The sequence below is a fragment of the Alysiella crassa DSM 2578 genome (assembly GCF_000745955.1).
In the GTDB taxonomy this organism is placed as follows: Bacteria; Pseudomonadota; Gammaproteobacteria; order Burkholderiales; family Neisseriaceae; genus Simonsiella; species Simonsiella crassa.
Genome location: NZ_JQKH01000025.1, coordinates 1 through 13,177 on the forward strand (window position 1 = coordinate 1; position 13,177 = coordinate 13,177).

At 44.5% G+C, this 13,177-nt stretch carries 8 protein-coding genes; 3 read left to right on the top strand and 5 right to left on the bottom strand.

Annotation, left to right across the window (positions count from 1 at the left end):
- Positions 1-468: 468 nt before the first annotated feature.
- Together rnz and Q338_RS05190 are read right to left on the bottom strand one after the other, a co-directional pair.
- Positions 469-1,401, bottom strand: coding sequence for a ribonuclease Z (gene rnz, locus Q338_RS05185; protein ID WP_034292732.1), 933 nt, complete (start codon positions 1,399-1,401; stop codon positions 469-471).
- A 54-nt stretch (positions 1,402-1,455) separates the two neighbouring features.
- Positions 1,456-3,465 carry a prolyl oligopeptidase family serine peptidase gene (locus tag Q338_RS05190; protein WP_034292762.1) on the bottom strand — a complete coding sequence of 670 codons (2,010 nt, stop codon included), beginning with the start codon at positions 3,463-3,465 and terminating at the stop codon, positions 1,456-1,458.
- A 362-nt stretch (positions 3,466-3,827) separates the two neighbouring features.
- Between Q338_RS05190 and Q338_RS05195 the strand changes: the two genes are divergently transcribed.
- Positions 3,828-7,475: a PilC/PilY family type IV pilus protein gene (locus Q338_RS05195; RefSeq protein WP_034292734.1), complete on the top strand. Its 3,648-nt coding sequence runs from the start codon at positions 3,828-3,830 to the stop codon at positions 7,473-7,475.
- A 321-nt stretch (positions 7,476-7,796) separates the two neighbouring features.
- Here Q338_RS05195 and glgA read toward each other — a convergent pair whose 3' ends face one another.
- Positions 7,797-9,212 carry a glycogen synthase GlgA gene (glgA, locus tag Q338_RS05200; protein ID WP_034292736.1) on the bottom strand — a complete coding sequence of 472 codons (1,416 nt, stop codon included), beginning with the start codon at positions 9,210-9,212 and terminating at the stop codon, positions 7,797-7,799.
- Here glgA and Q338_RS14390 point away from each other — a divergent pair.
- Positions 9,211-9,360, top strand: a complete 150-nt coding sequence (locus tag Q338_RS14390) for a hypothetical protein (RefSeq protein WP_156961037.1) — start codon at positions 9,211-9,213, stop codon at positions 9,358-9,360. The genes glgA and Q338_RS14390 overlap by 2 nt on opposite strands.
- Positions 9,361-9,400: 40 nt before the next feature.
- Here Q338_RS14390 and glgC read toward each other — a convergent pair whose 3' ends face one another.
- Together glgC and glgX are read right to left on the bottom strand one after the other, a co-directional pair.
- Positions 9,401-10,705, bottom strand: a complete 1,305-nt coding sequence (glgC, locus tag Q338_RS05205; protein WP_051968503.1) for a glucose-1-phosphate adenylyltransferase — start codon at positions 10,703-10,705, stop codon at positions 9,401-9,403.
- 77 nt (positions 10,706-10,782) lie between these two features.
- A complete protein-coding gene (gene glgX / locus Q338_RS05210; protein ID WP_034292738.1) occupies positions 10,783-12,768 on the bottom strand; it encodes a glycogen debranching protein GlgX in 1,986 nt (661 codons plus the stop codon).
- Positions 12,769-12,972: 204 nt separating this feature from the next.
- On the opposite strand from glgX, the gene Q338_RS05215 reads away from it, so the two are divergent.
- Positions 12,973-13,158, top strand: coding sequence for a hypothetical protein (locus tag Q338_RS05215; RefSeq protein WP_034292740.1), 186 nt, complete (start codon positions 12,973-12,975; stop codon positions 13,156-13,158).
- Positions 13,159-13,177 lie beyond the last annotated feature (19 nt).

The following is a 13,177-nucleotide window of genomic DNA, read 5'->3' on the forward strand; positions in this document are numbered from 1 at the left end:
GCAAATTAATGTGTTCCACCAAATAAGTAATCCCGAATGCACCCGCACCCAATACCTGTTGAATACGGTAAACATTGTGCAATACTTCGCCCATCGGCAAGGCATAGCGATGTTTTGTGTGCATTGTGCGCTCCTAATCCTAAAATAATGATGATGTGGGTGGGTGTGGAATTATAGCCTTAAATCAATCAATGGGTGTGATGGATAAAGTGGTTATTGTGTACACGGCGGTCGCTGTCGCCTTGTCCTGATTTAAATTGAATCCACTATAAGAACCTGTGTTCATAATCTTAATAGCTTGCTTTTATCGCTACTTCATGCGCCTACTGCGTTGGCTTTCCACGCCAATATGTTCAATATTGGCATGAAAAGCCGCCTTGTATTCGCAAGAATTATCAATAAAATCAAGCCATCAATCTTACGAACACAGGTTCTAAAATTGTCATGTACCAAAAGGTTGCCTAAACTTTATGACAGTGCAATCTCCATTTCCCAAAAATCCCGCGCCAATTCGGTATTTGGAAAAATGGCTTGCGCGTCATTCAATAAATTCAATGCCTTATCGCCTGAATATTTTGCGCTGATGTGGGTTAAAATCAAACGCTTCACTTGCGCCAATTTTGCCAATTCGGCGGCTTGGGTGCAGGTGCTGTGTCCAAATTTTCTCGCATTTTCCATATCTTCCGCGTCAAATGTGCTTTCGTGTACCAATACATCGGCACCGCGACAAAAATCCGCAAATTCGGGCTGAAACGTGGTGTCGCCAAAAATCACCACTTCACGCCCTTTGCGTGGTGGCTCAATAAAATCTTTGCCATTCAATGTGTTGCCATTGGGCAAAACCACCGTTTCGCCGCGTTTGAGTGCGCCATACAATGCACCTTTGGGTATGCCCAACGCCGCCAATTCCTCGGTTTTCAGGCTGCCTGCGTGGTCGGCTTCCACGATTTTGTAGGCGTATGATGGCATGCCATGCGCCAAAGTACGGTATAAAACACGAAAATTGGGCGTGTCCAATGCCACGCCTTCATCGTCTAATTCAATGATTTCCAATGGATAAGTCAGATAACTTTGCGAAATGTGCAAACCTGTTTCCACAAATTGCCGCAAACCTTTCGTGCCATACAGCGTGAGTGGCGTGGGTTCGGCGGCACTCAAAAATGAGCGGCTGCACAGCAAACCGAGTAAGCCAAAAATATGGTCGCCGTGCAAATGGGTAATGAAAATGCGGCGAATTTTGCTGGGGCGAATAGCGGTATGCAAAATTTGATGTTGCGTGGCTTCGCCGCAGTCAAATAGCCAAATTTCGCCATTTTCTTTCATTAAATTCAATGCAATAGATGTTACATTGCGTTCTTTGGACGGTGAACCCGAAGCAGTTCCCAAAAAGTGTATATTCATAATGATTTTTCCAAATAGGCAGCCTGAAAAAGTTTTCAGGCTGCCTGATTTATTTTACAAAACAATTGTTTCGCGTAAAAACGCAAACACCGTTGCCAATTCATGCGCTGTTTGCTCATGGGTGGCGTTGCCCGTGTGTCCGCCCGTATTGGGCGCGTAAAGCCATGATTTTACTTGTGGATTGTCGCGCAATTTCGCGTAAAATTTCAGCGCGTGGGCAGGGTGAACGCGGTCGTCCGACAAACTGGTCGTAATCAAAGCAGGCGGATAATTCAGGCTGTCTGAAAGTTGATGATAGGGCGACAGTTTCTCTAAATAATCAAACATTTGCTCATCATTCGGGTCGCCGTATTCGTCTATCCAACTTGCGCCCGCGTACAATTCGGTGTAGCGCAACATATCCGTGAGCGGCACTTCGCAAATCATCGCGCCCATGCTTTCAGGCTGCCTGCAAAACGCGGAAGCCACCACCAAACCGCCATTGCTGCCGCCTTGAATGGCGATTTTTTTCGCAGACGTGAAACCGCGTTCACATAAATCATTCAAAACACTCAATAAATCATCAACTGTTTTGTGTTTATTTTCCCGAATCGCCACCGTGTGCCAATGCGAAAACTCGCCGCCACCGCGCACATTCGCCAACACAAACGCACCGCCCTGTTCCAGCCAATGCCGTCCAATTGTCCCCATATAATGTGGCAATTCTGGTACATCAAAACCGCCGTACACATACACCAAAGTCGGCGTGTCGGGCGAGCGCGTTTTGCCAATATGGTAGTAGGGAATGCGCGTACCGTCATTTGAAGTAGAATAAAATTGCTCAACCGAAATATTTTCCGCATTAAATTGCTTCGGCTGACGGCGCAATACGCTCAATTCCATCACATTCAAATCCAGCGCAAACAAGGTCAAAGGTGTAACAAAATCGCTTGCTGCCAAATACACCGTGTCGCCGCCCCAAGGCTGGTCGGTAATCTCAATTGCACCTTGCAGAAAATTCGGTAAATCAACGACTTGCCAAGTGCCACCTTGCCATTTCCACGCTTTCAGGCTGCCTGAAACATTGTCCAGTAAAGTGGCGAGAATAAATTTTCGTGTGGTTTCAATGCCTTCCAGAGCCTGTTGTGCATTGGGCGTGAACAAACATTGCGCTTCGCCCAATTCGCCTTTGTTTAATTTCACGGCAATCAGACTGCCTGCAAGGTATTTTTGCTTACTGCGCTGCCAGTCTGATTTTAATCTTAATAATAATTGACCAGCCAAATAACTCAATAATTCACAATCATTTGGCAAATTTAATTTGATGGCTTCCGCATTCGCATTCACATAAAAATAATCTTTGGTGTAAAACGTGTGCGCCGCTTCAATCAAATCAATCGGCGCACCCTGCGCGTCCAAATACCGCCATGCATGCACCATTACGCCATCTGCCGTCATCTCGTAAACAGGAGTGGCTTCTTCAAATGATTGTCCGCGTTGCATAAGCCAAACTTGGCGCGGATAACCAGAAGTGGTTAATTGCCGTTCGTCCCACGCAGGGCAAATCCAAACGCTGTTTTCATCGCGCCACGCCACCTGATTTTTGCCTAATGGAAAATGAAAACCTTGCGGTACAATTTGTTTATTTTTTAAATTAAATTCAATAGTATAAGCGGAATCCGAACCTGCAGATGATAATGTAAGTAACACCATTTCAGGCTGCTCCACATAATGCGACACGCCGCTCAAATAGACATCATCGCCCAAAATCGCGTCAAAATCCGCCACTGCAAACAAAACCTCCCATTCAGGCAGACCAGCGCGATAAGTCGCCGCGCTGCATACGCGATACACGCCTTTGGGGTGTTGCTCGGATTGGTAAAAATGGTACATTCGGGCGCGGTGTTCTTGGCAGAAGGGGATTTGTTTTTCATCTTGTAATTGCGTGATAATGGCTTGTTTGGTTTGATGAAAATAATCCGATTGACAAAATTGTGCCAATGTTTCGGCGTGAGCGTTTTGGTGGAATGATTGGGTTTGGGGAGAATCTAAATTTTCCAAATAGTGAAATTTATCTGCGGACATGGTTTCAGGCTGCCTGAAAAATAATAAAAAACAATTATAGCAAAAAGGGGGTTCAGGCTGTCTGTGTATTAAATTTGCCATCATAAATTCAAATGATTCAAGTAATTTCGTATACGCTGTAATTTTTGGTGTACAAAAAGGCAGCCTGAAAAGTGCCAAATTACGGCGAATCGTGTCCAATATTTTCCACTACCGCTATTTTTTTACCCAAAAATTAGCTTATTCGCCAATAAGATTAAACCTGAAAACATCAAATTGTCCCGATGAAACACATTTAATTGATTGTTTGGTATAAAAATTGCTTAACTATCAATAATTGTGATACATTATTGAATACGATAAACTTTTGGAAAGGTTTCATCATGAAACAGAAAAAGTACACAACCAAACGCTTGAGTCGCTTTACTGCGATGAAACCGTTGGTTTTCTTAACCCTGATGGGGTTGGGGCTAAACGCACATGCGTTACCTAGTCCATTTGCACACGTTCCTCTGCATTTGCAAAGCACCACCACCAGCACCACAGCAGGTGGTGTGCCACCTAATGTTTTGATTCAGTTTGACGATTCGGGCAGTATGTCGGACGTATCGTATGCCAATGCTGTACCAGGTGAATCTTATTGGGAAGTAGATGGTACAACTGTTCGCTACAATGTTAACCATGCAAGAAGAGCTGAATTTGATAGACGAGTGCGAGAGGGAACTGCAAAATTAAAACAAGCAGGTAGAAATGATCCCACCCGTATTGATATCGCACGTAGGGCTTTGTTAAAAGTCTTGGAAAACGATGCTTATACCAGTAAAGCCAATTTAGGTTTAATCAGCTTATGGGCAAATGAAACGCAATATAATCGTCTTCAAAATGGTTCACGCAAATATGCTGAAGACTTTATGATGGGGCGACGAGAATTTGCGATGACACCAGAAGAGTTACAAACCATTGTACGCAATTTATTTGCTAGCAAAGGTACACCTGCTGTGGAACGTTATATGGACGCTGCTACCATGTTGGAAAAAGCCATCAAATATCGTTGCCAAAAAAGCTATGTGATTTTGTTTTCAGATGGTGATGCCATTAGTAATGCAAATATACCCGCAGTTCAAAACAATAAATTTAAATGGAGTTCAAATAGTGCCGTAACAGTTAATCCAAATACACAATATGCGGCTACTTATGAAACATGGTTGGCACACGAAGCAGCAAAAGAATATGACTTGCCTGATACGATGACATCCTATTTACAAGTTCCACCAAGGGCATATGAATCAAATTTGGATCACCCTGCCATGTTTACTTACAATCCAAGTACAAGAAATTATGCTTGGAATTTGACTTCTTCTCCTAGATGGGGAACAACTTATGGAACTTATTGGACACAGCATCCAGATAGCTTGCCATTTGTTGCTAATATGATGTTGAAAGATTTGAAAAAATCAACCAGTAGCAATGCAGTAGATGCGGCAAATAAGAGCTGGGATGATGACAATGAATACGGTGGACAAAAATTTAATGTTCAAAATATTGAAACCTTTACCGTAGGTTTTGGTAAGGGTTTATCAGATATTGGTTTACGGGCATTAGATGGTATGGCAACTGCCAATAATTACAAATCCTTAAACGCTTCCACCGAAGAAGAATTGGACGCTGCATTTGCCAAAATCTTTAATGAAATTGGTTTACGCAATGAAGTGAAGCCGCCATTCTCCACTTCCAGCATTACCCCAACACCAATGTTGGATACTTCTTCTAGCAGCACATTAAACGGTTCAGCAGCTGTATTGCTGGAATTGGGTAAAGGAGCGAGTGAAATTCGCTTCTATAAATTGGTGAATACCAGCAAAACTAAGGCACCTGTGTACTCAGTAGATACCTCAACACCATACACCATTCCTGATTACAGTGAGCGCAATGTCTTGTTTAACGAGGGTGGTGTAAACAACAAAGTGTCTTTCTTGGATAGATACGAGGGCAGCAATGAGAAATTTGGTATTGTTAATGCGAAAAATCCAAATGAATGGCGCGAGTCATTGATTCCATGGCTGATGCGCAGCAAACCTGATGCTGAAATTCAAGCGCAGGCGAATAATTCTGTGAAATACCGTATTCGTGGTATCACAGAAAATAATGTGAACACGCTGAATTTAGGTGATATTTTGGATACACCATTAGAAGCAGCAGGCGAGAGTAAATACAACCGCCAGCAATATTTGGTTACTGCAACCAATGACGGTATGCTGTATCTCTTTGAAAGCCAAAATTCTGCAACCAATCCGTATAAATTGCGCATGAACTATATGCCAGGCGGTATGCAGCGTGAAAGCGCAACTGATACGGTCATGAAGTATTATAAAGATTTGGCGGCGGATAATTACATTACCGACCCAAATAACCCACATTTGTATTTGCTCAATGGCGGTATTGAAGTACGCAGAAGCGATAAAGGTCAACCACATCGCCGTTTGTTTATGTCAGCGAATATGGGGCAAGCAGGTCGCGGTAGCTTCTCTTTGAATTTGGCAGGTAAAAATTTGAAGGGTGAAGCGGTAGGTATTGATGCCAGTCGTGACTCTTGGGTGGCTTCTGTGCCTTTGTTTGAAACGCCTAAAGAAACCAATAACAGAATGGGTTACACCATTGGTAAACCAGGTTTGGGACGTTTGGCGATTAATCGCTCCGTTGCATTCTCTGGTACAGGCACGGCTGCTACAGCAAAAATGACAACTGATGTGAATAATGTATATTACGCCACATTTGTGAATAGTGGTGTGCGCCATCCTTCTGAAGCAAGTGGCGGCAGCACTGAGTCTGCTTTGTATGTGTACAGCACCTTGGGTGAAGAAAACGTGGGTGTAGGCAGCAACAAAACCACTTTAGGTCATAGACCTGGTCAATTGATTCAGAAACTGGTTGCCAATCCAAATGGCGGTGGTTTGGCTGAGCCGTCTTTGCTGGATGTGAATTTGGACGGTGTGGTGGATTTGGCGTATGCGGGCGATTACAAAGGCAATATGTATCGCTTTGACTTCCGTGATGGCAATAGCAATAATTGGACTGTTAGCCGCTTGTTTACCACGAAAGACAAACAGCCAATTACCTCTTCGCCTGCAGTATCGTATTTAGATGACAATACTTTTGTGGTGGTGTTTGGTACGGGTTCAGATTTGTATCAGTCTGACTTGAAAACACAAGACACGCAAAGTGTGTACGGTATTTACGACTTTATTGGTAATCCGAGCCCAACGGGTACGGCTGGTGTAGGTGAGTTGCTGGAACAACAAATGGGCGAACCAAAAGGTATCGGTGAGTACAATGTTCGTGAATTGAGCAAAAATGAAATGGATACCACACGTTACAAAGGTTGGTACTTCAATTTGAACGAATTGGGTGAACGTGTAACCGTAACTCCGACATTATTGCTGAAAACCGTGTTGTTAAGTACGCGTATTTACTACGTGCAACCATCAAATACATCTGCTACTACTACAACAGAAGATAAATGTGCACCAATCAGTTCGCAAGAAAGCACTTCAGCTACAGGTTGGATTATGCAATTCCGTAGTGATTCGGGTGGTCGCTTGCCATCTAAAGGTGCGAAAGATGCAGACCACTTCCCATTTGTGGATTTGACTGGTGAAAACCCAGATGGCACGTTTGCTGACCGTAATGAAAAAAGCTTGATTTCTGGCTTCCAAAAAGCGGGGGCAGGTATCCAATCTATCTTACCTTTAGTAGGGCATGATGATGAAAATATTGCAGGTGGTACGCGTAATGCAGTAGATTTGTCTGGTGGTGTAGGTAGAGGTCTGGGTGATGTAGATACAGAATTGAAACCTTATGATCCTGTGCAAGATCGCTTCTGCTACAACACAGCCGAGGAATCAAGTACGGTAATGACATCTGACAGCTCGGATACAGCATCAGGTGGTATGAGAAATGGTACTGTTACGGCTAAAGCACCTAGATGTGCAGGTGTGAGCTTGCGTCGCATTAGCTGGCGTGAAATCTTCTAATCATCATTGCTTAATTTGATGTGCTAAAAAGAAAAGGCAGCCTGAAAAATATTTTCAGGCTGCCTTTTTGTGTATTTTCGGTTTTAATATTGGGTAATGGACATTTTGGTTGCTATAGTCGCAGAACTGAAAAAGCAGTACGGCGTTGCCAACGCCCTTATGTAATTCGTACACGGTGAGCGTTGTCGCCTTGTACTGCATTTTCACTTCTATGACTATGAGTTATGGGTTTTACCCACCCTACGGCAGATTAACACATTTCTTGTAGTGAAATAAAAGGCAGCCTGAACACATTTTCAGGCTGCCTGAATTTATTTCACATCATAATTTTGCGTAACACGTTTGATAGGTTTGCGCCGCTTTGTGCCAACTAAAATCTTGTTTCATCGCATTTTCGCGCAACGCCGCCCATTGTTTTGGCTGCTGCCACGTGGCAAAGGCAGCCTGAAACGCGCCGTTCAAAGAAGCCACATTCGCGTCATCAAACACAAAACCCGTTTCGCCATTCACCACCGTGTCCGCCAAACCGCCCGTTTTGCGTACCAAAGGCAAAGTGCCGTATTTCAAACCATACAATTGCGTCAAACCACACGGTTCAAAACGGCTCGGAATCAAAATCACGTCGCCGCCGCCAATCAATTGGTGCGCCAAAGCTTCATCATAACCAATCACCACACCCACTTGTTGTGGATAAGTTGCTGCCAACTCACGGAAGGCATTTTCCAATTCAGGCGCACCGCTGCCCAATAAAATAAATTGTAAATCAGCGTGTTGTGCCAATTGCTCGTGCAAGCTGCTCGCCAAGAAATCCGCGCCTTTTTGCGCTGTCAAACGCGACACCATCACGGTCAATAAACTTTCAGGCTGCCTGCGTAAACCAAAACGTTCTTGCAAAGCGGTTTTATTGGCAACTTTTTGATTAATATTTTTTAAATCATATTGTTGGAACAATTCAGGATCGGTGGCGGGGTGCCAAATACTTTCATCTACACCGTTTAAAATACCGCTTAATCTGCCTTGCGCCAAACGCGTTTGCAATAAACCATTCATGCCGTAACTACCTAATTCGCCTGTGATTTCTTTGGCGTAAGTCGGGCTAACGGTGGTAATATGGTCGGCAAAATACAAACCTGCTTTCAGGAAACTGATTTGCCCATGAAATTCCGCGCCTTCCGTGTGCAAAATCCAGTCGGGCAACCACAAATCATGCAGATGGTGCGGATAGAAACAGCCTTGATAGGCAATATTGTGAATGGTGAACACGCTTTTCACATCGCGTCTGTGCCACGCCGTCAAATAAGCGGGTGCCAAACCAGCTTGCCAATCGTGCGCGTGCAACACGTCTGCTTTGCCCCAAAGTGGGTCTATGCCAGTCGCAATCGCCGCCGCCGCCCAACCCAAAATCCCAAAACGAATCACATTATCATGATAATCTTGATAAAATTCATTATGATACGGATTGCCATAGCGGTCGTATAAATGCGGTGCATCAATCAAATACAAGCCAATATTTTGATATTGGGCGTAACGAATCACCACATAGCCGCCAAAAGTATCGCGCCGCGCCACTTCCGCCGTAAATGGCAATTTTTCGCGTACCGCGCGGTAATACGGCAACACCACGCGCACATCATCACCTTGCTCGGCTTGCGCGAAAGGCAGCGCACCCAGCACATCTGCCAGCCCACCTGTCTTGATTAAGGGATAGAGTTCTGAAGCTGCGTGTAAAATCTTCATGATTAAATTCCTTGTTTATGTTGTGAATGCGTTTTCAGGCTGCCTGAAAGTACACAACAAAAATAACCGTAGGGTGTGCCGTGCGCACCAAACCAGCACAGTATTTAAATTATTTAGCCATTTGGTGCGCACGGCGTACCCTACATAATTTTGTCGTGTAGCAAAAGGCAGCCTGAAACCTGAATTAATTAAATCACAGGGTCTTTCAACTCTTTTAATTTATCCAACATGGTGGGCGTAATCAGCGTAACCTTGCCACTGCTGCTCACACGAAAACCACGCGCTTTGTCGTGTTCCTTGTCCACACCCAGAACAAAATTATCGGGAATCACACATTTGCGCTCAATAATGCAATTACGCAACACGCAATTTTTGCCAATTTTCACTTCAGGCAACACCACCGATTTATCAATAGTAGAACCCTCGTCCACCGTAATGCGGTCAAACAACACGCTGCCTGTAATTGTGGCATTGGTAATCAAACAACCACCGCCAATCAATGAGTTATCTAAAGTGTGTTCACAATTGTCTTTATAGAAAAATTTGGTTGGCATGCCTTGCGTGGGTAAACCACGAATCGCCCAATCTTTATCAAATAAATTCAGTTGCGGATTTTCTGTTACCAAATCCATGTGTGCACTCCAGTAGCTGTCCAAAGTGCCCACATCACGCCAATACACGCTGCCCTCCGTATTGCGACCCGTGCAAGATTTTTCAAATGGGTGGGCGTACAATACACCCTCATTCATGGCGCGTGGCATTAAGTGTTTGCCAAAATCCAAATCGGACGCTTGTTTGGCGATTTCGTCTTCCAACACTTCTGTTAAATAATCAAAATCAAACACATAAATACCCATAGAAGCCATAGATGTGTCAGGCTTTTCGCGCATGGTGGGCGGGTCTTGCGGTTTTTCCACAAATGCGTGTACTTGCAATTTGTCGTTTACCGCCATAATGCCAAATTCTTTCGCGTCTTCTTTTTTCACTTCAATGCTACCGACTGTGCAACGTGCTTCGCTTTGAATATGCGATTTCACCATATTCATATAATCCATTTTGTAAATATGGTCACCCGCCAAAATCAGCACATATTTGGGTTTATAGTGCGTTTTCATAATGGCCAGGTTTTGCCACACTGCGTCTGCCGTGCCGCGATACCACATTTCTTCGTTTACCGATTGACGTGCTGGCAACATATCTACAAATTGCCCACGCTCACGCGGCAGAAACGACCAAGCATGTTGCAAATGGCGCAACAAACTGTGTGCTTCATACTGCGTAATCACGCCAATACGCAATAAGTTTGAATTTAAACAATTGGATAAAGTAAAATCAATAATCCGCCAATTGCCACCAAAATACACAGCAGGTTTTGCGCGTTCATCGGTCATCTCGTGCAAACGCGAGCCGCGTCCGCCAGCCAAAATCAGCACCAAAGTATCTTTGGCAATCTCGGAGTGGTGCAATACACCGTCTGTCGCAATAGCATTCATAGGAAAATCTCCATTTGGGTCGTAGATACAATTATTTTACTGCTCGGGGAAATATTGCTTTTTGGGTATGCTGGTGTTCAGGCTGCCTGAAACACCCACACACCCATATTCTTTACAGCTAATTTATTATTTTTAAATACAAAGTCATCACATGGCGCACTGCGTATTCTCCAGCCATTCACATTTTCAGGCAGCCTGAAAAACTCACCATCACGCTTACCGTTCACGCAAATCAGCCAGCCGCCAATTAATTGAATTTGCATGGCTTTACGCGATGTATCCTGCCAATTTTCAAGGGTCATTGCCGTGCCATTCACATTCAGCCAAGATACGGTTTCATCGCTAAACCAATGATTTTCATGCAAAACACGCATTTCGCCACGCAGCGCAATCAGTTCACGCACATAATCGCGCAAACCAGTGTATTCTTCTGCCGCCGCCCAATCCAACCAAGTGATTGAATTGTCTTGGCAATACGCATTATTGTTCCCCGCTTGCGTGTTGCCCATCTCATCGCCCGCCAACAACATCGGCGTACCATTCGCCAGCAGCAAACTGGCTAATAGGGCTTTGCTGGTCAATTCGCGTAACTGTTTGATTGGTAAATTATCCGTATCGCCTTCCACGCCGTGATTGTGGCTGATGTTTTCATTGTGTCCATCGCGGTTTTGTTCGCCATTGGCGAGATTGTGTTTGTGTTTATAAGAAACCAAATCACGCAAAGTAAAACCATCGTGCGCCGTAATAAAATTCAGGCTGGCAGACGGGCGACGACCGCATTTGTGGAAAATATCCGCCGACCCAGCAAAACGAGTCGCAAATTTCCCCAAATCGCCACTCTGCCAACACCAAAATCGCCGCATATCATCACGAAACGCGCCATTCCATTCGCTGTAGGGAAAGGCGAAATCGCCCAAATGGTAGCCGTCCGCGCCAATATCCCATGCTTCCACGATTAATTTTTTGTCTGCCAACGTAGGCTCTTGGTACACCAGCGCGAAAAATCCTGAATACACATCAAAAGTCGGCTCGCGCCCCATCACCGTGCCCAAATCAAAACGGAAACCGTCCACATGAAATTCTTCCACCCAATAACGCAGACTGTCTGCCGCCCAACGCAACATATCGCGTTTCACCATTTTCAGCGCATTGCCCGTGCCTGCCCAATTGATGTAATGCCCCGTTTCCGCTTCCACCCAATACCAATTCACATTGTCCAAACCGCGCTGACACATCATTGCGCCAAATTCGTCTTGTTCCGCCGTGTGGTTATAAACCACGTCCAAAATCACTTCCAAACCCGCCGCGTGCAAAGCCTTCACCGCTTGGCGAAATTCATCGGCAGCCTGAAGCGGATTCGCCGCATAATCGCGTTCCACCGCAAAATGCGACAAAGTGTTGTAACCCCAATAATTTACCAAACCCAAAGCCTGTAAATGGCGTTCATCTACATGCTCTTGAATGGGCAACAATTCTACCGCCGTAATGCCCAAATCTTTCAAATAGTGAATCACGCGTTTATCGGCAAGGGCGCGATACGTCCCAGCGTGTGCCAAATCGGGGAATAATTTGGTTAAACCCTTAATATGTGCTTCATAAATAATGGTTTTACCATAGGGAATATTTGGCGGTGTGTCATCACCCCAATCAAAATGGCTTGCGCCCACCACCACGCTTTTGGGGGCGATTTTCCCATTATCGCGCAGGTCTTCGGGGCGATACCACGCCAATTGTTCGGCATTGCGAAAACAAGGTTCGCCGTCTAATGCTTTGCTGTATGGGTCAATTAACAATTTGTTTGGATTGAAAAAATATCCTTTTTGGGGCGCGTATTCGCCGTGTACGCGATAACCGTAGCGTTGCCCTGCGCCAATATTCGGCACAAAACCATGCCAAATAAAGCCGCTTTTTTCAGGCAGCCTGAAACGCGTTTCCAAGCCTTTTTCATCAAATAAACACAGTTCTACTGCAGTCGCATTTGCCGAATACACCGCGAAGTTCACGCCGCCATCGCATACGGTCGCGCCCATGGGATAGGGGCAACCCGAATCAAGTTTTTTCATACAAAATGGAATCACTGTTTACAATAAATAGCCATTTTACCGAAGAATGCAAGGCTTGTTTCAGGCTGCCTGAAATCATTTAAAAATATTTCATTTCAATTATTTAAAATCATCAAAACCACAAAAATAAATTATTAGGGTATTTACATTAGCGCGTAGCCAATACAATTATTTTTCCAGACACTCTATTTGGAAGGTACGACCATGTTTATCTACAGCCATATTATTTGCCCACGTTGTCATTTTTTATATTGCTATCATTTGGATAATAATCAAGTTTTTTGCGCCAACTGCCGCTATCAATGGCAGCAAATCCCACAAAATTGGATACGCCATGCCACCATTCTCAATGGTCAAGCCGTGCCTAATCCGAATATGAAATCAGGGTAAATTTCAGGCTGCCTGAATA

Excerpts from the sequence above, each read along its gene's own strand:
- Q338_RS05195 (WP_034292734.1), top strand. The coding sequence starts at position 3,828 with ATGAAACAGAAAAAGTACACAACCAAACGCTTGAGTCGCTTTACTGCG.
- glgC (WP_051968503.1), bottom strand. The coding sequence starts at position 10,705 with ATGAATGCTATTGCGACAGACGGTGTATTGCACCACTCCGAGATTGCC.
- glgX (WP_034292738.1), bottom strand. The coding sequence starts at position 12,768 with ATGAAAAAACTTGATTCGGGTTGCCCCTATCCCATGGGCGCGACCGTA.
- Q338_RS14390 (WP_156961037.1), top strand. The coding sequence starts at position 9,211 with ATGATTAAATTCCTTGTTTATGTTGTGAATGCGTTTTCAGGCTGCCTG.
- Q338_RS05190 (WP_034292762.1), bottom strand. The coding sequence starts at position 3,465 with ATGTCCGCAGATAAATTTCACTATTTGGAAAATTTAGATTCTCCCCAA.
- glgA (WP_034292736.1), bottom strand. The coding sequence starts at position 9,212 with ATGAAGATTTTACACGCAGCTTCAGAACTCTATCCCTTAATCAAGACA.
- Q338_RS05215 (WP_034292740.1), top strand. The coding sequence starts at position 12,973 with ATGTTTATCTACAGCCATATTATTTGCCCACGTTGTCATTTTTTATAT.
- rnz (WP_034292732.1), bottom strand. The coding sequence starts at position 1,401 with ATGAATATACACTTTTTGGGAACTGCTTCGGGTTCACCGTCCAAAGAA.